The following is a 22,909-nucleotide window of genomic DNA, read 5'->3' on the forward strand; positions in this document are numbered from 1 at the left end:
TTGTGACGTCCAAGTAAAAAGACACCTTAGGTGGCGGGGAGTACCACGCTGAAAACACTGCCTTTTCCTAAAGTGCTCTCAATCTTCAATCGGCCGCGATGGCGGTTGATGATGTGCTTCACAATTGCGAGCCCGAGCCCCGTGCCGCCCATTTCCCGCGACCTGTGGGAATCGATTCTGTAAAACCGCTCGGTCAGGCGCGCGATGTGAATACCGTCAATTCCGGGACCGTTGTCTTCCACCGACACCATCCATCCCGTGCCGCGCAGGCCCGCATGAGATTGAACCTGTGTGAGGCTGACCGCCACCTGCGTACCCTGCCCACCATACTTAAGCGCATTCTCCACGAGGTTGGTGATGACCTGCAAAAGCTGGTCCGGATCGCCCGGCACCACAACGGGCGCTGCCGCATCCTTATAAGTTACGGTGCTTTGGTTGCTCTCCGCTAGCGGCGACAGGTTGCGGATCACCGCACGAATGATCTGGTCCAGATCGACCGGATCGGTGGGCCGCATACGCGACACCTCTTCCACACGGCTCAAGGACAGCAAGTCTCCGACCAATCGGTTCATCCGGCTGGCTTCGTCGGACATGATGCCCAAGAAGCGCTCGGTCGCCGCGCTGTCGCCCCGCGCAGGGCCTTGCAGAGTTTCCACGAACCCTAGGATCGCCGTCAGTGGCGTGCGCAGTTCGTGGCTGACATTGGCAACAAAATCCCGCCGCATCTGATCGAGCTGCTGGACCTCGGTGACATCCTGAAAACAGATCATCACCCCTTTGGTGCGCATGCTCGGCGCCACCAGCCGTCCTCCAGAGGCTGCCACCAAATCCACCGGTGACACGGTGACGTCAAAGCGGTGCTCTTGTGGCCCATCATTATGCGCGTAAATCGCCCGGTGGCTTTTGCCATCTTTCAAGCAGGCATCCACGGCACTGTTCAGGCTTGGTTGGCGGAACACCAAAATCAGCGGCCGGTCATCATCCGCATGGGGGTTGAGCTTCACCGCCGCCTCGTTGCCCGCCAGTATGCGGGCTTCTGCGTCGACCAGCACCGCCGGCAGCGGAACAGCCTCTAGATAGCTCTTGTAAAAATCATGCGGCATCGTCCCGCTCCCGTCCGTTCCGTCCTGCACTGCCCCGCAAGGGGCACATCAACCCCACGGCTCAAACCGCTTTACTGTAACAGTTTTATGACGGAACGTCTTTGACAGGAGGAAACCTGCCGTCAAACTTCGCGCAGACCCGCTTTGAAGCGTTTGGCGTTGTCCTGATAGTGTTTCGCCGACATCGTCAGACCGGTGATACCTGCCTCATCCAGCTGACGCACGACCTTGCCTGGCGCGCCCATCACCAGGCTGCCGTCCGGGATTTCCTTGCCTTCGGTGATCAACGCCCCTGCCCCGATGAGGCAGTTTTTCCCAATCTTCGCGCCATTGAGCACCGTGGCGCCCATGCCAATCAGACTGTTGTCACCAATGGTGCAGCCATGCAGCATCGCTTTGTGGCCAATTGTGCAGTTCTTACCGATCGTCAAGGGGTAGCCGGGGTCGGTGTGCATCACGGTGTTTTCCTGCACGTTGGAGCCTGCGCCCACCGTGATGGTCTCATTGTCCCCGCGCAACGTGCTGCCAAACCAGACCGAGGTGTCCGCTTCTAGCACTACATTGCCAATCACATTGGCATCCGGCGCGACCCAGCTGCTGTCGTCCTGCTTTGGCGCAACACCATCCAACTCATACATCGGCATTAGGACATCTCCTGAAATTCGTTCTGCAATCCGTTCACATGGCCTTGCAGCGCAGGCTGTTGCTCGCGGCGCATACGCTCAGCGGCAATAATAGTCTTCAGCTGCGCCTCTGTTGCGTCCAGATCGTCGTTCACCAGCACATAGTCATAGGAGTGCCAGTGGCTGATCTCATCCCAGCTTTTCTGCATGCGCTTGTCGATCACGTCTTCACTGTCCTGCGCACGGCTCACCAGACGGCGGTGCAGCTCTGTGATTGATGGCGGTAGAATAAAGATTGAGAGCGCGTGCTTGCCAAGGTCGGAATTGCGGATCTGCGCCTCGCCCTGCCAATCCACGTCAAACAGAACGTCATTGCCGTTTTCAATGGTCTCACGTACCGGGCCAGCCGGGGAGCCGTAGAAATTGCCAAACACGTGGGCGTGCTCCAGCATTTCGCCGTCCGCCACCTGCCCTTTAAACTCGTCTTCCGAGAGAAAGTAATATTCCCGGCCATGTTCCTCGCCAGGACGCGGAGACCGTGTGGTCGCAGAAATGGAAAAACTCAAACCGGGATCCCATTCCATCAACCGCCGCGCGAGCGTTGATTTCCCCGCGCCAGAGGGAGAAGACAGAATGATGAGCAGGCCACGTCGCTGAGTCATGTGATTATTCCACGTTTTGAACTTGCTCTCTCATCTGGTCGATCACGGCCTTGAGGTCCAGCCCAATCCGCGTCAAATCCACCGACTGTGCCTTGGAACACAGTGTATTTGCCTCGCGGTTGAATTCCTGCATCAGAAAGTCGAGCTTACGCCCCACCGGACTGCCCTGCGCCAGCAACTCCTTGGCCGCCTGCACATGCGCCCGTAGCCGATCCAACTCTTCCATCACATCAGATTTCACCGCCAACACCGCCAGTTCTTGCGCCAAGCGGCCTTCGTCCAGTCCGTCGGCATTCTCCAAAACTCGCGCCAAGTTGGCCTTCAAGGTCTCCGCCGCCTCTTCGCGCCGGGCTTCGGCTGCCTCTGCGGCCTGCTGGGTCAAATCGGACACCTGTTCCAACTGATCCGCCAACACCGCTTCCAGCGCCTGCCCTTCTTTGGCCCGCATCTCTTTGAAGCTCGCAATCAATGCTGGAAGTTGCGCGGTGATCGCCGCCAATAGCGCCTTGCTGTCTGTTTCCTCTACCGCCTGCTCCATCACACCGCGTTGCGACAGCAAATCACTCGCTTTCGACGGTGCCAGCGAAATGCCTTTGTCCATGGCCCGCTCTTCCACCGCCTGCAACGCCGACAGCACCGCTTCCAACTGCGCGGCGTTTACCGCCAGCGCTCCGGTTTCGTCATCGCGGTTGACCCGCAGCGACAAGTTCACGGACCCGCGCGCCATGCCTTTGGACAGCGCGCCACGCACCGCAGGCTCCAACCCCTCAATCCAATCCGGCACCCGCAGGCGCAGATCCAGCCCTTTGGCGTTTACACTGCGCAGGTCCCAGGTCCAGCTGTGCCCCTGCCCTTCCCCCTTAAGGCTTGCGTATCCGGTCATCGACTCCAGCACGGGTCGTCCTCCTGCAAATTCAGTTGCGTAACAGCTAAATCTATTCCTGCGTGAAGAGCAACGTTAACGGCGCAACCGGTTAACCATTGAAATCATTTTTTATCGCAAATCCGCTAAAATGTGAGATAACTGATTTACAAGTTGTTTACGACTTTGAGCAAACGGCGACAGAAACCGGCTCGAAGGTGCGGGTGTGGGTATGAAGTTCAGACGTAGAGTTTTTTCCTTGGGGGGAAGAGCATGAGAATTTTTGGTGACGGAAAATCCAGCGCGGCAAAGGTGCACAGCATCGCCGTGATGCAGGATGTAAAAGCTTACTGGGACGGCCTGCGCGACGGGCACCCGGTGCCCTATCGCAGCGACGTGGACCCACGCCAAATTCAGAAAGTGCTCAAGCACGCGTTCATCCTGGAACGCATCGCACCGGGCATGGCGCGCCTGCGGGTCTCCTGCAACACACTCACCGATGTGATGGGCATGGACATGCGCGGCATGCCCATGTCCGCGCTGATCAACGAAGCGTCCCGCGACAGCTTTGGTCAGGCGCTTGAAAAAGTCTTTGCCGCGCCAGCGATTGGCCGTCTGGAAATGAGCACCACCCGGGGTTTCCGCCGCAACGGTCTCAACGCCGAAATGATGCTCCTGCCGCTGCGCTCTGACAGTGGTGAAGTGAACCGTATTCTGGGCGCGATCACCGTGGATGGCGATCTGGGCCGCGCGCCGCAGCGGTTTGATCTGGAAGGCAGCTTCCTGCGCCGGATCGACATGCCAAGCGCCAAAATTACTTCTGACGCCGTGGCCGCGCCACAGCCTCAGAAAGTTGAAATCACCAAGCCGGCTGGGATGCAGCCAGCGCAAGAGCGGGCCAAAACACCGGCCGCACCGCGTCTCGTCCCTACCCAGCACCCGCACCTGCGGTTGGTTGTATCAGACGACTAGAAGAAGTCTGGTCACATAAAGAAGGCGGGGTCTACTGGACATGGCACCCCGCCTTTTTTTGTGCCTACACATTACGAAAAGAAAAAAGCCGCAGCCTTTTGGCCTGCGGCTTTTCTGTTTTCTCAACCCAATGGCGAAGCGCGGTCAGGCATCTAGGTGCAGATACACCCGCCGGTTTTGCTTGCCCTTCTTCTCGATTTTGCCAATGCGCACGCGGCCAATCTCCCCTGTGCTGGCCACATGTGTGCCGCCGCAGGGTTGCAAATCTACCTGCTCGTCCTCGGTCCCAATCCGCACCAAGCGGACCTTTCCCGCCCCTTTTGGCGGGGCCACGGACATGGTCTTTACCAACCCTGGGTTGGCTTCCAGCTCGGCATCGGTGATCCAGTCTTCGGTGACAGCCAAATCGCGATCAATCAAAGCATTCAGCGCATCGCTTAGCGCCTGCTTGTCCTCCGGCGCGTCGGGCATATCAAAATCCAACCGACCTTTTTCCGCGCCAATGGAGCCCCCCGTCACTGGCAAAGGAATAACCACCGACAACAGATGCAACGCCGTATGCACCCGCATGTGCCGATGACGCCGCCCCCAATCCAGCACCTGCTTCACATCGGTGCCAATTGGCGGCAGTTCCTCCGGTGCAGACGGCACCAAGGCAATCGCGCCATCCAGAGTTTTCACGGTGGTGGCAATCTCGGTGCTGTGTCCGTCCCATTCCAACACACCACTGTCGCCCGGCTGCCCCCCACTGGTGGCATAGAACAAAGGCGCATCCAGCAGGATGCCGCCTTCCGGCGTGTGCCCAATCACCACGCCAATCGCTTCTTTTTGATAGGCGTCTTCCAAAAACAAAAGTTTGCTCATCGACCGTCTCCGTCCCCATCTCCGTCCGAGCCGTCCATGTCATCCAGGTCCGGCGGCGTTGGCGTCGCGCTGGTAGGCGTATAGCTTTGTGCCACCGGCGCTTTTGGTGTGTTTGCAGCTGGCACTTCGCCATTCAAAGCCTCCGGGTTCCGAAGCCAAATGTCCCGTTGGGCAAAGGGTATCTCGATGCCCTCTTCCACAAACCGCCGCGCGATCTCGTGGTTAAGATCACTCTTCACCGTCAGCATCCAGTTCACATCGCGCAGGATCGCCCGGATCTCAAAATCCAGCGAGTCCGCACCAAACCCCTGAAACACCACCGCAGGCGCCGGATTGGCCAAAACCATTGGATGGGCCTCGGCAATCTCTCGCAAAATGCCTTCCACCCAGCGCGTGTCCGTTCCGTAGGCCACACCAACCGGCACAATCACCCGTCCAACGGTGTTGCCGCGGGTATAGTTGGTCACTGTGCCAGAAATCAGGTCGCTGTTTGGGATCACCACATCGGTGCGATCAAAGGTCTCAATCCGGGTCGACCGAACGGAAATGTCGCGAACATAGCCCATCTGTCCATTCACATCGATCCAGTCGCCTTCGCTCACCGGACGTTCAATCAACAGGATGATACCGCTCACAAAATTGGAGACAATGTTTTGCAGGCCAAAACCAATCCCGACAGACAGCGCGCCAGCAAACAGCGCGATATTACCTAGGTTGATACCGGCGACAGTCAAGGCGATCAGCGCCGCAAGGAAGATGCCGATGTACCCCGCACCAGACACCACCGCAGTCTGCCCGCCCGCATCCAGGCGCGTCTTCGGCAGGATATTGTCACGCAAAAAGCTTTGCGACAGCCGGGTCACCGCATGACCAAAGGCGTAGACCACAATCAGCAGAAGGATATTTTCCGGCGACAGGATCAGATCGCCAAACTGCAAGCCATCTGAAATATTGCGCCAAATCTGCTGCAAGTCCGAAACTTGCGCACCCCAGGACATCAGGAAAATTGGCAGAGACAGGATCACAATGCCAATGCCCGCCAAAACGGCAGCCAATGGGCTTTCGTCGTCGTCACGCCCATTGAGGGCAGAGAAAATCTTCTGAATGACGCGCTGCGCCACCAATAGGAAAGCCACCAGGAACACGGTGCGCGTGCTGGAAAACACCAGATAGCTCGCACCTCGGGTCAACCCGATGGTGGCCAGAATGCCTCCAACCAGTGAAACCAGAACCGTGTAGCGCCCTAGGAGTGAAATGAGTTGCCCCATCGCAGAGAGCGGACCATCTTCCTCGGCCCGCATCGAGCCTGCATGACGAGTCACCAAACGCCCCAACAGTCCAAGGAAATAGGCCGCAATCACAGTGGTCACGAAGAACACCACCGATTCCGTGCCGCGGCTCCAGCTTTCGTATCTTGCCAGTTCCACAAACAAGGAGCTCAACGCCAACATAGCGCCCAGCACCGTGCTCGCGCGCCGCCCCTTACGTTTTTCCGCTTCGGTCAGATTGACCAGCAACAGCGGCCGCTCATTGCGCGAAAACACCCTTTCGCCCAACCAGCGCGCAGACAGCAATTCAAATGTCATCAGCGGCAAAATGGAGAGCACCACATCGCCGCGCAGCCCCGGCAGATCGGTTGCGTAAACCGCCTTCGAGAAGGCAAATACGCCCAACATTGGCAATAGGACTTGGCCATAAGACAGGCAGAACACCGCGATCCAACGCCCGGCAGACAAGTGTGCGCGATCGCGGATCATGCTTTGCAATGCCCGTTCTGTCCAGCGCATCCCACGCGTCAGCAGCACAAAGGCAATTGCCAGATAAAACAACATCTGCGGCAGCGACTTGCGCAGCTCATTGCGTTGTTTTTCATGCACCCAGCCGGTCTGGAATTCTAACGCAATCAGCCGGAAAGAGTCGCTCAACTCGCCAAACGCCGGCCACCAGAGGTCTGGATTTAGTGGAAACGGGCCGGGCTCCAGCAGGATTTGCGTCTGCCGCTCCCGCAGCAGCACATCAATTGAGCGGATCAGCTCTTCCGCCTCGGTCAGCGCCAGTTCCGCCCGTCGCACAGGGGCTTTGGCCTCTGACAGCGACAGCTCCAACTGCCGCCGTTCCTCAGCCACGTCCTCAGCTTCGCCACTTTCCGGCACCGGACCCAGACGCTCCAACTGCGCCTCAAGCGTGGTGACGGAAATCCGAGACCGTGAGCTCTCGTCAGAGAAGTCTTCGCTCCATAACGACAACTGGTCACGCAGCGTATCCATCGCCGCTTCAGAGGCGCGATCGTTATCAATGGCTTCGGCGGCGCGCTCTGCAACCCGCCGCCATTCGCCATAGTCCGGCGGCAATGTGCCCTGCGCCCAAACTGCGGTCACCCAAACGGTCAGAACCGTGACCGCAACACTTAGAAACCTAATCAGTGGGCGCATGGTATGAGGCTGCCTTATACGTCTTCAAACACACCCGGAATGCTGCTTGGGCCTTTGTTGCCCAGCCACGCGGGGGTTGGCAGGCCTTTTTCTTTCAGGAACTCCGGGTTGAACAGCTTGGACTGATAACGTGTGCCGTAATCGCAAAGGATGGTCACAATGGTGTGGCCCGGGCCCATGTCCTTGGCCATACGCACCGCACCGGCAATGTTGACGCCAGAAGACCCACCCAGACACAGGCCTTCGTTCTCCAGCAGGTCAAACACGTAGGGCAGCGCTTCTTCATCGGAAATTTGATAGCTCATGTCCGGCGTGAAACCTTCGAGGTTGGCCGTGATGCGCCCCTGCCCGATGCCTTCGGTGATCGAGCCGCCCTCGGATTTCAACTCACCGTTGGTGTAGAAGTTGTACAGCGCAGCACCCATCGGGTCCGCAAGGCCAATTTTCACGCCTTTGGGCTGCAGGGCTTCGGCCACACCGGCCAAGGTGCCACCAGAGCCAACTGCACAGGTGAAGCCATCCACTTTGCCCTCGGTCTGCGTCCAGATTTCCGGGCCGGTGGTCTCGATGTGGCTTTGACGGTTGGCGACATTGTCAAACTGATTGGCCCAGATGGCGCCGTTTGGTTCGGTTTTCGCCAGTTCCGCGGCCAAACGGCCGGAATAGCGCACATAGTTGTTGGGGTTTTTGTAAGGCGCCGCAGGCACCTGCACCAATTCCGCACCCGCCAAGCGCAGCATGTCTTTCTTTTCCTGCGATTGCGTTTCCGGGATCACAATCACGGTTTTGAACCCCATAGAGGCGCCGACCAGCGCAAGGCCAATCCCGGTGTTCCCGGCGGTTCCCTCGACAATTGTGCCACCAGGCTTCAAATCACCACGCGCAATCGCGTCTTTGATAATGTAAAGCGCGGCGCGGTCCTTGACTGACTGGCCGGGGTTCATGAACTCCGCCTTGCCATAAATCTCACACCCGGTCTCGTCGCTGACTTTGTTCAGGCGGATCAATGGGGTGTTGCCAATCGCTTGGGCCAGATCACGGGCGATATGCATGTTGCGCGGTCCTTTATAGATGTCTGAAATCCTGTGTAGGCAAGGCGCGGGGCAAACTCAAGCGGTCCCGCGCAGCCTGTCGCGGTGTCGTGCCAACCACAGCGCGGCCAGCACCAGCGGCGCATTTACAATTTGCATCCGGTCCACCATCTGCATCAACGCGTCAAAACTGTAGACGTAGGACCGAATATCCTCGGCCTCCTGCTCTAGTCCTGACACCCCGACCACCTCATCAGGTAGGTCGGCCAAGCCTAGGTAAATATTATAAAATTCAGTGCTGCATCCAGGTGAGGCGTAGCAGTTTGCCACCTCATGCAACTCCGTGAGCGCCAGCCCGGCTTCCTCTTGGGCCTCTCGTCGGGCGCAGGATTCAGGGCTCTCCTCCGCGTCCAAGCGGCCTGCGATTGGTTCCAATTGCCAAGGCAAATCATCGCCGCGTGCAAACGGTCCGGGTCGGAATTGTTCGATCAACAAAACGCGATCCCGCACCGGATCATACGGCAGCACAATCACTGCATCCGTGGCGACAAACACAGCGCGTTTCACCATGTCGCTCCGAGCGCCGTCATAACGTCGGAACGACAGATCGAATTCTTCCATTGTAAAGAATTCTGAATACGGCCGCGTGAGTGTCACGTCACTCACATCCGCCGCCGTCATGCCGCTTGGACTCACGGCATCATTGCGACGCTTGGCCTGCATTTTTGCCGTGGCCCGGGCTTTGATCATCGGCAACATCCGATCCACGTCCTCCCGTGATCGCTGACCGAAGTAGCCCATTTCTTCAATGGCGCGTAGCACTGTGACTTCGCCAAATCGCGCCGCCCAAGTGTCCAATGACCATGACCTATCGGGAACCCAGCCTGTGTTGTCACTTTTGAACACGCGTGCCGGGTGCTCGGTTCCGTCAACGGTGACGGAAACATCCGTTAAATCATAGTCATAGCTGCCTTCGTAAAACCGCAGCCGCTCAATTTCTGTATCGCTCAGGTCGCCAATGAACAGCCCTTCCGCCTGCCCCTCTGCGGGTTTCAAGATTGGAAAATCCTGCCCCTTCACAGCAAACACCGCGTGATCGGCTAGACGCCCTTGGCGCAGCTCCAGCGCATCGCTTTCTTTGCCAAGCACAGCCGCCAACAAAGGCACGTGTCGCAACGTGCCGTACACAAAAACATTGGTCATGGATTATCCCCAGTTCCGGGCGGCAAAGTTGGTGAAAATGCCGCTGATCACAGCACCCACGGCCAAAGTGATCAACACATTAGGATGCAGGAGGTAGACGCCATACTCCAGCGCCACCGTCACCGCACGTTCCATCGCTTCCACCGGTTCGTCCAGACGCCGACGCATCGCCAGCCGGAACATCTCGATCAGCCCAAACAGAACCAGTCCCCAGAACACCATTGCGGCCACGCCCACGAGGCCAAGCTCCAGGGAGCCACTGCGCCCCGCACGTTTCCCCATCACGCGCCAGCCAACGACCAGGCCAACACCGGCGCTTATCAAGGTCATATGGCCGAAGTTCGACCCCTCCGGCATTTGCGGTTTCACAAACTCCGCCACCAGCCCGCCAATGATGGCGAGGCAGGAAGCGGCGACTAACTTATTGGATGAAATCATATACCAGGCTTTGCGATCGTGATTTGTGTCACGTCGCAGCTTCCACTGCGAAACGCTGCAGCACAAGAGGTCAGATAAAAATTCCACATGCGACGGAAACGCTCATCAAAGCCCATGCCCTGAATACGGTCCCAATGATCGTTAAACGTCTCATGCCACCGGCGCAGCGTTTGGCTGTAGCTTTCGCCAAATTCAATGGACCCCGCCACAGTCAGGCCGGCCTTTTTGACCTCTTCACGCAAGGCGGTTGGGCTCGGCAACATGCCGCCCGGGAAGATGTACTTCTGAATGAAATCAACACCTTTGCGATACTGCTCAAACCGCTGTTCGGTCAGCGTGATGATCTGCAACGTCGCTTTCCCACCGGGCTTCAGCCGGTCGCGCACCGCTTCGAAATAGACCGGCCAGTATTTTTCGCCAACGGCTTCAAACATCTCGATGCTGGCAATCCCGTCATAGGTCGCAGTCTCGTCGCGATAGTCCTGCAACTTAAAGTCCACCATGTGAGAAAGTCCCGCCTTCTCAATGCGTTTTTGCGCAAACTTCAGCTGCTCTTCGGAGATCGTCAGTCCGGTTACCTTTAGCCCGCGCTCCTTGGCAGCGTATTCAGCAAACCCACCCCAGCCACAGCCAATTTCCAGCACATGGTCGCCGGGTTTCACCCCCATCTGATCCACCATGCTGGCGTATTTGGCGGTCTGGGCGTCCTCCATGCTTTCCTGCCCGGTCTTAAAAATAGCCGAGGAATAGGTCATCGTGTCATCCAGCCACAGCCCGTAAAACTCGTTGCCCAAGTCATAGTGATAGCTGATGTTTTTCTTCGCTTGGGTCTTGGTGTTGGTGTTCATCCAATGGCGCAGCCGCTCAAAGGCGCGCACAAAATACATGCCGGGAAATCCGTCCCGCAAAGCGTCATTGTCATTGCGCAGGAAGTCACAGAAAGCTTGCAAATCTGGGCTGCTCCACCAGCCTTCCAGATAAGCCTCACAGAAACCAAGCTCGCCTTCCCGCATCAGGCGGGCAAAAGTATCCTCATTGTGCACGTGCATCTCACACACCGGTCCGGGCTTTGGTCCCTCCGCCCGGAACTTGCGCCCATCTTGCATGACAAAGTCGATCCGCCCGTGGTTGATCTTCTGCGCGGTCTCAAACACCGCGGCAAAATATCGTGGCAGGTTTGCTTCACCTTTGGTCGATGTCAGGTACATAGTGTCCCCCTCTTCCCTGTGTGCCGTAAATGCTAGGCGCGATCAGCGCCTTACGGCAAGTTTTTATTGTGATTTGAAGGTTTCATAGGCTTTGAGCGCAGCGTCTCGCCCTGTACTCAATGCAACGATTGGTGCTGGGACCGGTGTTTCAAACACCGGTAACCAAGTGCGCGGGATTGCCTGCCTAAATGCCTGCTCCCCCTCCGATTGCGGATCCAGCCAGTACCTGCGATACGCCTTGTCACCGTCAAACTTCTCGGCCTGCGTGTCGGGATTAAAGATGCGGAAATACGGCGCGGCATCGGGGCCACATCCGGCCACCCACTGCCAGCCCATGGCATTGCTCGCCGGGTCCCAATCCACCAGACAATCGGCAAACCACGCAAGCCCCAATCGCCAGTGCATGCGCAGGTGTTTTGTCAGGTAACTGGCCACAATCATGCGTGCGCGATTGTGCATCTTGCCGGTCACATAAAGCTCGCGCATGGCGGCATCGACCACCTCGATACCCGTGCGTCCCTGGCACCAGGCCACAAAAAACGGGTCGCTGGTATTCTCATGCCAATGAAACTGTGCCCAATCTTCGCGCCAGTTCTGTTTGTCCATGTCCGGATAGTGCCACAACAAATGCCAGGCAAACTCACGCCACACCACTTCCTTCAGGAAATGCTCGGCCCCCGCCGCGCCCTCCTTCATACGCCGCCGCCCACCGTGCCACATCTGCGCTGGACTGATCTCGCCAAAGGTTAGCGCATCCGAAAGGTCCGACGTCGCAGCCTCACCTAGAAAATCTCTCTGTGCCTTATAGCCATCCGCCCTGGTTTCCAGAAAGCACCGCAGCTTCGCTTGTGCGGCCTCTTCGCCCGCGTGCACATGCCCGGCGACAACCTCAAAGCCACACCGCATGTCTGCGCCCAATCGCCAATCTTCGAGATCATCACTGTCTGGCCAATGGGCTGGCGCGGTCAACTTAGGGATTGCCAAACACGGTACCACCTCACGATGGCGTACGGCTTTCCAAAACGGCGTGTACACCCGATAGGGTCCACCCTGACCAGTTTCCACGGTCCAAGGCTCAAACAGCAACGCGCCTGTGAAACTCTCCGTCTGAAGCTCCGCGTCTTTGGCGGCCGCTTTCACCTCGGTGTCGCGGGCCACAGAGGCCGGATCATACGCCCGGCTCCAAAAGATCGCCTCCGCACCACTCTCCGCAGCCAGCTCCTGCAACACCGGCCAAGCTGCACCTCGCCGCAGGACAAGGCGCATCCCCCGCGCCTCAAGATCCTGCGACAAGGCTCTCAGCGACAGCAGCAAACGCAATTTTGCCGCCGCACCGAGGCTTTCAAGTATGGGATCGAGCACAAAAACCGGCAAGACCGGCCCGCGCGCGGCGGCCGCTGTTAATGCCGCATGATCAGAGAGCCGCAAATCACGGCGAAACCACAAAATGGTCAGGGATTCAGGTGATGTCATTGGGTGGTCCAAGCCCCGCCTTCAGTGTCCTTTCAAACACTTACGGCAGGGCGCAGACCTTGGATCACAAAACCGCGTCGAGCGCGGCAATCAATTTCTGCACTTCATTTTCGCTGGTGTAATGCACAAAGCTCACCCTCAAAACTCCGTGATCGGTATCGACATTCATGCCCTCAAGCGCGCGGTTGGCGTAGAAATCACCACCGCCAGCCATCACACCGTGGCTCGCCAGTTGCGCAGCCAGCGCCTCCCCCGGCGCATTGGCAACCAACGCCACCGTCGGCGCCCGTTTGGCCGCGTCTGTCGGCCCAATCAGCCGCACAGAGTTCTTAGAGGCTGCGTAGTCCAACAACGGCTGCAACAGCTTTTCTTCGTGATCCCGCATCAGGTCATGCACCGCCGCCCCAGTGGCCACAGGCGTTTCCCCCATAATGCCGTGATGCGCCGCCAAAGCCTCAATGTAGTCCACCATTCCCGCACTGGCCGCGACCTGCGCATGATCCGGTCCTGCTGGCGTGAACCGCTTGTACAGGCTGTCGCCGTTGAAATAGTGTCCTTGGTTCGGCAGCATGGTCCCGATATTGCGCCGGATCACCATGATGCCTTGATGTGGGCCATAGGTCTTATAGGCCGAGAACAGATAGATATCGGCCCCCATGCCGCCAACATCCGGCAGGCCATGCGGCGCATAGCTCACCCCGTCAACGCAGACAAAAGCCCCTGCTGCATGTGCCAGCGCGGTGATCTTGGCCACCGGATTGATCTCACCAACAACGTTGGAGCAATGCGGAAAGCACACCAGGCGCACCCGGTCATCCAGCAGCTCCATCAGCTTTTCAGGATCGAGATGACCGGTCTCCGGATCAATCTTCCATTCGCGGATCTCAATGCCGTCTTCAGCCAACCGCCGCCATGGGCCAGAGTTAGCCTCATGATCCTGATTGGTCACAATGATCGCATCCCCCGGGTCCATCCACTGACGAAAGGCCTGCGCCAAGATATAGGTGTTCTGTGTGGTTGACGGTCCAAAGGAGACCTCATCCGTCTCCACGCCCATGAGCGCGGCCAGACGCGCGCGGGCTTCATCCATTTCCGCGCCGCCAAGTTCGGAGGCCCGATACGGCGCATAAGGCTGCACTTTGCGCTCGCGGTAAAACCGGGTCAGACGGTCAATCACCTGTGCGGAGGTATAGCTGCCACCCGCATTCTCAAAAAACGCTTGTCCCTCAAGCGACTGTTCTGAAAATGCCGGAAACTGGCTGCGCACAAAATCTACGTCAAGCATCGGATACCTCCCCTGAATTGACCCGCACCAAACCGCCGTTTCCCGGCGGGGTCAAGCCGGGAAACAGGCACAAACCGCGACGTTTACGCCAGCACTGCGCGGATTTTGTCCGCCTGCTCTTTGAGCACTGCAAAATCCGCCATCGTACCCGGTGGCCGCAGTTTCACACCGTCATGGCGCGGCAACACGTGGTAATGCAGGTGAAACACTTCCTGCCCACCAGCCGCCTCATTGAACTGCTGCACGGTCACGCCTTCGGCGCCAAAGGCCTGCATCACTGCATGACCCATTTTCTGCACGGTTTTCAGGCAGGCGGTCAGCTGCTCCGGTGTGGCGTCCAGCATGTTGCGGCAGGGTGTCTTGGGAATGATCAAACAATGGCCATCGGCGCGCGGCATGATGTCCATAAACACATAGGTGTCGTCATCCTCATACAGCTTCTCGCTCGGGATTTCGCCCCGTAGGATTTTTGCAAAAATATTGTCGTTGTCATAGCTCATGGCGCGCCACCTCCTTCAGACATGCAAAAGGCGGGCAAGTTGCCTCACCCGCCTGTTTCACTGTGTTTTCGCGCTGTTAGGCGTTCACGTCAACCACAACGCGGCCCTGTACCTGACCTTGCAGAATGTCTGCGCCCAATTGCGGCAGATCAGACAGGGTGGCCGGTTTGACCATGGCTTCCAGCTTGTCCATCGGCAGGTCTTTGGCAATCCGCTCCCAGGCGCGCAGGCGATTGTCATAGGGCTGCATCACCGAGTCGATGCCCAAGAGGTTCACACCGCGCAGCAGGAACGGAATCACGGTGGCAGGAAGCGCCGCCCCACCGGCCAGACCCACGGCGGCCACAGAGGCCCCATATTTCATCTGACCCAGCACCCGCGCCAGCATCGCGCCCCCCACGGCATCGACACAGCCAGACCAGGTCTCGCTTTCCAACGGACGCTTTACGGTTTCATTGAGCTCTTCCCGCGCCACAATCTGCGTCGCACCCAGCGATTTGATGTAGTCGCCACTCTCTGGGCGTCCGGTCACCCCGGCGACCTCATAACCAAGGTTTGCCAGGATCGCGACCGCGACAGAACCCACGCCCCCGGCGGCACCAGTCACCAGTACCGGTCCATTGCCGGGCTTCAATCCATGATCTTCCAACGCCATCACGGACAGCATCGACGTGAACCCTGCAGTACCAACCGCCATCGCCTGTTGCGGGGACAAACCCTCTGGCAGCGGCACCAGCCAATCGGCCTTCACACGTGCCTTTTGACCATAGCCGCCCCAATGCGCCTCACCCACGCGCCAGCCGGTCAGCACCACTCTGTCGCCCGGCTTGTAACGGTCATCATCGGACGCCTCGACGGTACCGGCAAAATCGATTCCCGGCACATGCGGATATTTGCGCACCAGCCCGCCACCTTTGGCCGACAGGCACAGCCCGTCTTTGTAGTTCACCGTGGAATACTCCACCGCCACCGTGACCTCTGCGTTGGGCAGGTCGTCCAGCGTCAGATCTTTGATCGACGCGCTGGCCAGTCCTTCGTCATTTTGATCCATCACCAGTGCTTTGAACATCTCATCTCTCCTCTCGCGCTAGACCGCCGCCCAGCATTCACAGTCCCAAAATATCCTCGCCGAAGGCCTCCGCCTCCGGCCTCATCCGCTATTGCCAGAAGGCCTCATAAACCGTTGCAGGCCGCACCCCATCCGGCGTCACCACATCCACCTCGGTGCCGGATTTCCAATGGGTCATGCGCACCATGCCAATGGCCACATTTGTGGTGAAGTCCGGCGACCAGGCCGCGCTGCTCACATTGCCCACGTGATCATCCCCATCCATGATCGGCCACAGCTGATCACAGGGCGGCACCGCCGCGCCATGAATTTCAATAGGACGTATCTGGCGCACAGGCCCTTCCTGCGCCACGCGCAATAAGGCATCCCGCCCGACACAGCCAATCGCGGTGTTGGTGTTGCAAAACCGGCCCAAGCCACATTCATGTGGTGTGTTGTCGTCGGTCATGTCGTTGCCGTAACTCAGCAACCCGCCTTCGATCCGCTCAATCAGGTTGGGGCACCCTGCATAGACATCAAGGTCTTTGCCCGCTTCCATGAGGGCATTCCAAAGCGGCATGCCGATGTCGCTGCCCTCGACGTAGATTTCAAATCCACCCTGTTTGGAATATCCAGACCGCGCCACCACAAGGCTACGACCCTGAAACTCAAACCAACTAAAGCGGAAGAACCGCACATCGCGCACTTTCTCGCCAAACACCCGCGCCATCAGATCGTCCGCCTTCGGACCCTGTACTGCCAGCGGGCTGACGTCTGGTTCATCCACCAGCACATCCAGCCGATAGCCATAAGCAATGCCTTTGACCCACAACAGCAAATCGCTGTCGGCAATCGAAATCCACCACCGGTCCTCGGCAAGTTTCACCGCCACTGGATCGTTCAACATGCCGCCGGTCTCATCCACGATGGGCACGTAATAGCACTGTCCCGGCAACATGCCGCGCAGATCCCGCGGCGTCAGCATCTGCATCAGCTTGCTCGCATCTGGCCCGCGCACTTCCACTTGGCGCTCCACCGCCACATCCCAAACCTGCACCGCAGATTTGAGGTGACGATAATCCTCTTCCACAGAGCGAAACACCGTCGGCAGCAACATACGGTTATAGACAGTATAGGCCTTCACACCGGCCGCTTCGACACCGTCCGAAAACGGCGTGCGTCGTAGCCGCCGTGATGGGGAAATCAGAGCCATGAAACCTCCTCAGGCATCAAAACCAAATCCGTGTCTTCTGTGTTGCGACCAAAGCCGGTCAGCATGGCATGCACTTGGCCGCGGTGATGGGTTTGGTGATTGAACAATCCGACCACACACAATGCCATTGGCTTGTGCATGTCCTTGTTCAGCATCTGGGCATGCCAGCTCAAATCACCACTTAAGCTTTCGGCGGTAACTTTTTCCGCCCACAGCACAATTCGCTGATCCATGCGTGTGCGCTCCTGCGCCCAAATCGCGAATGTCGGGCACAACTCCGCATGTTCAGTCGCCGGCTTGGACGGCCCATCCCCGCCGTCCAAGCGGCTCATCCACAGGGCATCGCCCCAGAGGATGTGATTGATTGTCGCCATGACCGAGCCAAAAAACGCACCACGATCGGCCCGTAATTCTGCCTCGGTCAGGGTTTCACACGCCGCACGCATCGTCTGGTTTTGCCAGGCGTTATACTTGGCCATCATCTGGCAGTATTCCGGCGTGATCATCGACATGGCCGTTACCGAGGTCCGTGCCAGTCGATCTGGCAGATTTCAGCAGAGCGCCCGCCAAAATCCCACACCCGACCAAAGGCGCGCACGCGGCCTTTGGAAGCCGTCGCAACGGTAATGTCTGGCCCCATCCAGTATTTGGTGTTGGAGATCACAATCTCCTCGTCCTTGTTTTTACCTTCAACCGGATAGACCACACCCTCGATCTTCTTGCCGACGGTGATGTGGCGGGTCTTACCATCCTCGGACGTGTCATAGGACACAGGCTGGCGCTCCACGCCAATGATCTCGCCCACCAAAACCTGGAACAGACCGGTGGTGCCTTTGGCTTTGCCGCTGAAGATATCCACCAGCGCGTTATAGGCTTCTGTGCTGGCGCGATCGTCGATGAACAGCGCCACTTTCCAGTTGCCACGGCTCATCATGCCCGGGATTTCAATCAACAGACCGATGTTCAGGCCAGACAGGTCCACGTCACCGTATTGACCCTCGTCAATCCGCACGCCGCCCCAGGTCTGACAGTGACCCTCTGTCGGCGGGTGCAGACCAAGGCTCACCACACAAGGGCAGAACACCGTACAGTTACAGTTGAGGATCAACTCCCCTTTGATGGTCCACGGAATGGTGCCCAGTCCGGATTTCATTGCGTCCGGATGGCGGTTATCGATCTTGGCGGGCGCTTGAATGCGGTCCGATGCCATGGTTGGTCCTCCTTAAGTGTTCCTCACAGGGCGTGCGCCGCCACATAGGCTGCGCTGCACAACAGCACGAGCCCCAGCGGCTTTGTCACCCAACGCCCGACGTCGGGCAGTTTCTCAAAAATCATGATCAGCGTGGCCAGCCCCATGAAGGCGATGTTCATCACGCCGCCCACAAAGGCCAACAGCATCAACGCCCAACAGCAACCCAGACAGGTCAACCCCAGGCGCAATCCGTTTTTCCAAGGCCCCTCGTCCCAATGCTGCATGAAAAACGTCATCGGCATGCGGCATTTGGACAGGCAGGCTTCCTTCATCGGCGAGAACTGATAAAGCCCCGCTACGATAAGCAAGAAGGCCGAGAATAACGCCGACCGGCTTTCGCCCAACGCGCCCAACAGTCCCGCCTGAAACAACACCATCTGCAAGGCAGCGGCCAGTATGGAAAACCCGATCCACACCGCCAGATAACCGCCCACCAGCGCGGAAAACTTGGCGCCGGGCGCCTGGCGCGCCAGATCATCGTAAGTGGCAAAGGCTGGCAAAGCCGTCGGCGCCATCATCGCGGCACTCATCACGACCCACATCAGCAACACGCGGGCAAATCCACTGGCATCCGGTGTAATCGTGCACAGGCTGACCCAGAAGTCCGCGCCATAAATCGCATTGAGCTCCCGCATCTCTGCCGGAATGGCCATCAAAAACAGTACGGCCCACGCGGCCAGAATTCCGCCAAACAAAGCAAGCCAATGGGACCCAGTCATGGAACGAATGCGATCTGCGATCATCGTCGACATTCCTCCTCTTGCCGCGACTCACTTCTTGAGACTAAAATGTCAGACAATTAAACGCGCAGCAAACACTAAATGTCAGACAATTGAAAATAGACCCCAAGAACAAAGCCGATCTCTCCGCTCAAATCGCGAAAGCCATCCGAGACGCGATCATCTCCGGAGACATGATAGTCGACGAACGCCTTCCCTCGGAATCCGAGCTGGCCGATCAGTTTGACGTCTCCCGCCCCACCGTGCGCGAGGCGCTCAAACGTCTGGCTGCGCAGAACCTGATCCGAACTCAACGTGGCGCCACCGGTGGCGCCTTCGTGCGGCGCCTCTCCTATGATGAGGCTTACGCGCAGCATATCACAACCAGCACGCTTTTGCTGTCGATGAACGCAGTGGATTTTGAAACCGCCTGCGAAGCTCGCTTTGCCTTAGAGCGCGCATGTGCGCCTTTGTCGGCCCAACGCCGCACACCAGATCATCTCGCCACCATGCGCGCAGAAATCCACCGCCAAGCGCAGCCGGGCCTTTCCGACGAGCGCTTCTGTGACAGCGACGTTGCCTTCCACCGTGCCCTAGTGGATGGCGCTGACAACCCGGTACTGTCCTACCAACTCGCCGGCGCTGTCGAAGCCATGCAGCCCCTGATGAACATGATCACCTTCACACAGCGCAACCGCGATGTGATAATTGGCCTGCACACCCGAATTGCTGACGCATTGGAAATGCAAAACAGTGCTGACGCGGATGCGGCGCTTGCAGAACTTACCGCCTACACGCTCACTCTGGGCGAAGAGGCCATGGAGGCCCGCGCGCGGCGGTAGCCCAAACTATCGCCTTGCACCTCTCCTACATTCTGCGTTTTCTCCGCCCAAACGGCCTCAAAGCCGATCAACAGGAGACTCACATGCGCCCCACCGACCATCTGCGCACCCTTGCGGGTGACGACTGGATCGCTGCCACCACGCACCCTTTCTGCACCGAATTGGCTGATGGCTCCCTGCCTTTGGCAAAGATGCGTTGGTATCTGGCGCAGGATTATCAGTTTGTCGGCAATTTCGTGCGCCTGCTCGCAAGCGCCATCGCCCATGCACCAACACTGGCCGACTCGGTACCGGCAGCGCAATTCCTGGCGCTGGTCACCGGCCCTGAGAACACCTACTTCCTGCGCTCCTTTGAGGCGCTCGATATGAGTGAGGCAGAGCAAACCGCCCCACCTGCCCCACCCACTGAGGGCTTCAACGCGTTGATGGCGGAGGCAGCCGCCTCGGGTCGTTATGAGTTGATGCTCGCCGTGTTGGTTGTGGCGGAATGGGTCTACCTAAGCTGGGCCACTCCTGTGAACCCACCCAAAGACGCGCTGCCGTTCTATTTTGCTGAATGGATCACGCTGCACGCGGGCGAAGGTTTTGAGGGTGTCGTGGAATATTTGCGCTCCCAACTGGACGCCGTATGGCCAACTCTGTCCACCGAGGCGCAACGTGACGTGGAAGCGCTCTTCCTGCGGGCCGTGAAGCTGGAACGTGATTTCTGGGACGCGTCTTACGCCGAACATAGCTAACGCGGCTTAACCTTTGGGGCGCAACGCACGGTCCGGTAACCTACGCCGGGCCGTCAGATACCCCACCTCCGCGATACAGTCGCAATACAGACAATATACCGACGCGCCAAAAACCGGTTAACGGCGCTTGCACCCCCCGCGCAACACCACTATCTATGGGGTGTTCCCTCGGGAACTATGGACATAAACGCGCTTGTAATAAACGGATCGGACCCGGGGGCGGTACCCGGCGTCTCCACCAAACATCCTTCATTTGGGGATCATGGGGACGAAATAGGATCGACGGACGTCTAAAGAAGTTAGCTTTGTCTCGGCTGTCTGCCACCGTTATCGGCGAAAACTGTACAATTGCAAATGACAATCGTGCTCCGGTAGCAGTCGCTGCGTAAGCAGTGCCTAACACCGAAATCTAAGTCCTGACGCTAGCTGCCTCAGGCGGGGTCCGCAGGAACCTGGCAACAGAATCCTGCACTTTCAGCCCTCAATTCCTTAAATTAACCGAGTCGCGCATCCGCGTGAGAAGCTGTTAATTTTTCAGCGAAAAATGGTTAATTTGAGGGTCGGCATTAATACTTGGCCCGCAAAATCGCTTTATTTGTTAAAAATCGCAATTTCGCCATGATTTGACCTTTCTTTTTAACCTTTCACTTACTCTTTGGACCGTAGCGTCTGCTTTGGGGATACAACTGGAAGGCACTCAAAATGTCTGTAGATAAACAGCAAGTAATCGAAGATTGGTTCCGGCGTGTTTGGGTAGAAGCCGATATGGACGCCATCGACGAGATGTTCCGTCCTGATAGTAAAGCCGAAGGCGTTTTGCCGGGCTTTGACGTGGGACCGGAAGATTTCCGGGAAATGGCAAGCATGTATTTGGCCTTAGTCGAAGACCCTATTGTCTGTGTAGAGAAAGTCATGGTCGACGGCGATTGGGCCGCAGCTCTCTGGACCATGAGCATTCTCAACCCGGTCAGCGGAGATCGTATCACTGGCTTTGGTCAGCTCTTTGTGCGTTTTGAAGGCGCGCTCATGGTTGAAGCTTATAACAACTTTGATTTGGTTGCCTTTTTCGAGAAGATGGGCTTCCTGCCCGAGCAGACCATGGCCATGTGTCTGACTGGGCAAAAGGTCGCTTAAGACCGTCAAAAACACCTTGCATCCGGGGCGTTGTGCGCTAGCGATAAAGCCATGACGCAGATGCCCTCCTACTCCGACCTGCTGCGCGTCTTTGGGCGCATCGGCCTGCTGTCTTTTGGCGGACCTGCAGCGCAAATCGGACTGATGCACCAGGAGCTTGTCGACCGCACGGGTTGGCTGAAAGAGAAAGAATTTCTCGGCGCCCTGTCCTTCTGTATGCTTTTACCTGGCCCGGAGGCTATGCAACTCGCCACCTTCTGTGGCTGGAAGCTGCGCGGCACGCTCGGAGGCGTCATCGCTGGCAGCTTGTTTGTGCTGCCTGGCGCCGCCTTGATCTTCTTTTTGGTTGCGGGCTACGCCGCTTATGGCGACCTCCCACAGGTGGCCTCTGCCTTTCTTGGTGTGAAAGCGGCGGTGGTGGCAATCATCGTGCAGGCCTTGTTAGGTTTGTCTCGCAAGGTACTGACAAGTAAAGTAAACGCAGTGGTGGCCCTGGCAAGTTTTGCCGCGTTGTATTCAGCCATTTTGCCTTTTCCGGCCGTCATTGTCCTAGCCGCGGTTTTGGGATTTGTTTTGTCCAGACAGACAGCAACACCGGACTTAGTTACCAGCCGAAACCACGTTGAAAACCCGTGGAAGCAAACTGTTGCCGCCGTCGCTTTCTGGGGCCTTCTTTGGTTGATACCTGTAGCATTTGCAGTGTCCGCTGGTGGTTTCCTCAAAGACGTCGCGCTGTTCTTTTCACAACTGGCCGTGGTCACCTTCGGCGGCGCTTACGCCGTGCTGGCATATATGGTGCAAGCTGTGGTTCAAGACTTCGGCTGGCTTACCACCGACCAAATGATGGACGCGCTTGGCCTGGCGGAAACCACTCCCGGTCCGTTGATCCTCGTCACCCAGTTTGTCGCCACTCTGGCAGGCCAACTCCAAGGTGGGGCCAGTCTTGCGCTGACCGCTGGCCTGCTGGCGCTGTGGTGCACCTTTATACCCTGTTTTCTCTGGATTTTTTCCGGTGCCCCCCACGTCTCCCGGATCTTATCCAACCCACGCCTCAGTTCTGCGCTCACCTTGATTTCCGCCGCCGTACTGGGTGTGATTGCCAACCTAAGCATGTGGTTCACCATCAACCTCCTGTTTGCCAAAACCACTTTAAGCCCAATCGGTACCCTACCTGTCCTGACCAGCTTTGACCCAATCGCTGGTATTCTGACCGTTGCGGCGATATTCGCGATGTTGAAGCTGCGGCTACCACTTTTGGTCGTGCTAGCGCTCTCAGCCATCGCCGCGATGACAATTGGTCTGTTTTAG

At 57.9% G+C, this 22,909-nt stretch carries 23 protein-coding genes and 1 other RNA gene; 6 read left to right on the forward strand and 18 right to left on the reverse strand.

What is annotated here, in order from left to right:
* Window positions 1–26 precede the first annotated feature (26 nt).
* The 4 genes from SIB92_RS04640 to SIB92_RS04655 form a co-directional block, all read right to left on the reverse strand.
* On the reverse strand, window positions 27–1,103 hold the full coding sequence (locus SIB92_RS04640; protein WP_412554704.1) for an ATP-binding protein: 1,077 nt from the start codon (window positions 1,101–1,103) through the stop codon (window positions 27–29).
* Window positions 1,104–1,225: 122 nt separating this feature from the next.
* On the reverse strand, window positions 1,226–1,747 hold the full coding sequence (locus tag SIB92_RS04645) for a gamma carbonic anhydrase family protein (protein ID WP_412554705.1): 522 nt from the start codon (window positions 1,745–1,747) through the stop codon (window positions 1,226–1,228).
* Window positions 1,747–2,388 carry a guanylate kinase gene (gene gmk / locus SIB92_RS04650; protein ID WP_412554706.1) on the reverse strand — a complete coding sequence of 214 codons (642 nt, stop codon included), beginning with the start codon at window positions 2,386–2,388 and terminating at the stop codon, window positions 1,747–1,749. The genes SIB92_RS04645 and gmk overlap by 1 nt, the downstream gene beginning before the upstream one ends.
* A 4-nt stretch (window positions 2,389–2,392) precedes the next feature.
* Window positions 2,393–3,271, reverse strand: a complete 879-nt coding sequence (locus tag SIB92_RS04655) for a YicC/YloC family endoribonuclease (RefSeq protein WP_412554707.1) — start codon at window positions 3,269–3,271, stop codon at window positions 2,393–2,395.
* A 252-nt stretch (window positions 3,272–3,523) separates the two neighbouring features.
* Between SIB92_RS04655 and SIB92_RS04660 the strand changes: the two genes are divergently transcribed.
* On the forward strand, window positions 3,524–4,222 hold the full coding sequence (locus SIB92_RS04660; protein ID WP_412554708.1) for a PAS domain-containing protein: 699 nt from the start codon (window positions 3,524–3,526) through the stop codon (window positions 4,220–4,222).
* Between the two features lie 144 nt (window positions 4,223–4,366).
* Here SIB92_RS04660 and SIB92_RS04665 read toward each other — a convergent pair whose 3' ends face one another.
* From SIB92_RS04665 to SIB92_RS04730, 14 genes are all read right to left on the reverse strand, one after another.
* The gene (locus tag SIB92_RS04665) at window positions 4,367–5,086 is read right to left on the reverse strand and encodes an alanyl-tRNA editing protein (RefSeq protein ID WP_412554709.1); all 720 of its coding nucleotides are present in this window, start codon (window positions 5,084–5,086) and stop codon (window positions 4,367–4,369) included.
* Window positions 5,083–7,518 (reverse strand): DUF3772 domain-containing protein, encoded by a 2,436-nt coding sequence (locus SIB92_RS04670; RefSeq protein ID WP_412554710.1) that lies wholly within the window; start codon window positions 7,516–7,518, stop codon window positions 5,083–5,085. Before SIB92_RS04670 ends, SIB92_RS04665 begins: the two co-directional genes overlap by 4 nt.
* Window positions 7,519–7,532: 14 nt before the next feature.
* Complete coding sequence (locus tag SIB92_RS04675) at window positions 7,533–8,570, reverse strand: cysteine synthase A (RefSeq protein ID WP_412554711.1); 1,038 nt, start codon at window positions 8,568–8,570, stop codon at window positions 7,533–7,535.
* A 57-nt stretch (window positions 8,571–8,627) separates the two neighbouring features.
* Window positions 8,628–9,752 (reverse strand): NUDIX domain-containing protein, encoded by a 1,125-nt coding sequence (locus SIB92_RS04680; protein WP_412554712.1) that lies wholly within the window; start codon window positions 9,750–9,752, stop codon window positions 8,628–8,630.
* A 3-nt stretch (window positions 9,753–9,755) separates the two neighbouring features.
* Window positions 9,756–10,190, reverse strand: coding sequence for a TrgA family protein (locus SIB92_RS04685; RefSeq protein ID WP_412554713.1), 435 nt, complete (start codon window positions 10,188–10,190; stop codon window positions 9,756–9,758).
* A complete protein-coding gene (locus tag SIB92_RS04690) occupies window positions 10,187–11,398 on the reverse strand; it encodes a class I SAM-dependent methyltransferase (protein ID WP_412554714.1) in 1,212 nt (403 codons plus the stop codon). Before SIB92_RS04690 ends, SIB92_RS04685 begins: the two co-directional genes overlap by 4 nt.
* 63 nt (window positions 11,399–11,461) lie before the next feature.
* Complete coding sequence (locus SIB92_RS04695) at window positions 11,462–12,871, reverse strand: cryptochrome/photolyase family protein (protein ID WP_412554715.1); 1,410 nt, start codon at window positions 12,869–12,871, stop codon at window positions 11,462–11,464.
* A gap of 64 nt (window positions 12,872–12,935) precedes the next feature.
* On the reverse strand, window positions 12,936–14,156 hold the full coding sequence (locus SIB92_RS04700) for an aminotransferase class V-fold PLP-dependent enzyme (protein WP_412554716.1): 1,221 nt from the start codon (window positions 14,154–14,156) through the stop codon (window positions 12,936–12,938).
* Between the two features lie 83 nt (window positions 14,157–14,239).
* Window positions 14,240–14,656: an HIT family protein gene (locus tag SIB92_RS04705; RefSeq protein ID WP_412554717.1), complete on the reverse strand. Its 417-nt coding sequence runs from the start codon at window positions 14,654–14,656 to the stop codon at window positions 14,240–14,242.
* Between the two features lie 76 nt (window positions 14,657–14,732).
* Window positions 14,733–15,725 carry an acryloyl-CoA reductase gene (gene acuI, locus SIB92_RS04710; RefSeq protein ID WP_412554718.1) on the reverse strand — a complete coding sequence of 331 codons (993 nt, stop codon included), beginning with the start codon at window positions 15,723–15,725 and terminating at the stop codon, window positions 14,733–14,735.
* Window positions 15,726–15,813: 88 nt separating this feature from the next.
* Window positions 15,814–16,917 (reverse strand): dimethylsulfoniopropionate demethylase, encoded by a 1,104-nt coding sequence (locus tag SIB92_RS04715; RefSeq protein ID WP_412554719.1) that lies wholly within the window; start codon window positions 16,915–16,917, stop codon window positions 15,814–15,816.
* On the reverse strand, window positions 16,908–17,429 hold the full coding sequence (locus SIB92_RS04720; protein WP_412554720.1) for a DinB family protein: 522 nt from the start codon (window positions 17,427–17,429) through the stop codon (window positions 16,908–16,910). The genes SIB92_RS04715 and SIB92_RS04720 overlap by 10 nt, the downstream gene beginning before the upstream one ends.
* A 5-nt stretch (window positions 17,430–17,434) precedes the next feature.
* Window positions 17,435–18,070 carry a DUF1326 domain-containing protein gene (locus SIB92_RS04725; RefSeq protein WP_412555797.1) on the reverse strand — a complete coding sequence of 212 codons (636 nt, stop codon included), beginning with the start codon at window positions 18,068–18,070 and terminating at the stop codon, window positions 17,435–17,437.
* Between the two features lie 80 nt (window positions 18,071–18,150).
* Window positions 18,151–18,921: a DUF2182 domain-containing protein gene (locus SIB92_RS04730; RefSeq protein ID WP_412554721.1), complete on the reverse strand. Its 771-nt coding sequence runs from the start codon at window positions 18,919–18,921 to the stop codon at window positions 18,151–18,153.
* An 80-nt stretch (window positions 18,922–19,001) separates the two neighbouring features.
* Here SIB92_RS04730 and SIB92_RS04735 point away from each other — a divergent pair, with 80 nt between their 5' ends.
* The 5 genes from SIB92_RS04735 (at window position 19,002) to chrA (ending at window position 22,909) form a co-directional block, all read left to right on the forward strand.
* On the forward strand, window positions 19,002–19,730 hold the full coding sequence (locus SIB92_RS04735) for a FadR/GntR family transcriptional regulator (RefSeq protein ID WP_412554722.1): 729 nt from the start codon (window positions 19,002–19,004) through the stop codon (window positions 19,728–19,730).
* Window positions 19,731–19,813: 83 nt separating this feature from the next.
* Window positions 19,814–20,467: a TenA family protein gene (locus SIB92_RS04740; RefSeq protein WP_412554723.1), complete on the forward strand. Its 654-nt coding sequence runs from the start codon at window positions 19,814–19,816 to the stop codon at window positions 20,465–20,467.
* 123 nt (window positions 20,468–20,590) lie between these two features.
* Window positions 20,591–20,940: a transfer-messenger RNA gene (ssrA, locus tag SIB92_RS04745) on the forward strand.
* Between the two features lie 229 nt (window positions 20,941–21,169).
* On the forward strand, window positions 21,170–21,601 hold the full coding sequence (locus tag SIB92_RS04750) for an ester cyclase (protein WP_412554724.1): 432 nt from the start codon (window positions 21,170–21,172) through the stop codon (window positions 21,599–21,601).
* Window positions 21,602–21,652: 51 nt separating this feature from the next.
* Entirely contained in the window at window positions 21,653–22,909 is a 1,257-nt protein-coding gene (gene chrA / locus SIB92_RS04755; protein WP_412554725.1) for a chromate efflux transporter, read from the forward strand.

The sequence above is a fragment of the Shimia sp. MIT1388 genome (assembly GCF_047124445.1).
GTDB lineage: Bacteria > Pseudomonadota > Alphaproteobacteria > Rhodobacterales > Rhodobacteraceae > Shimia.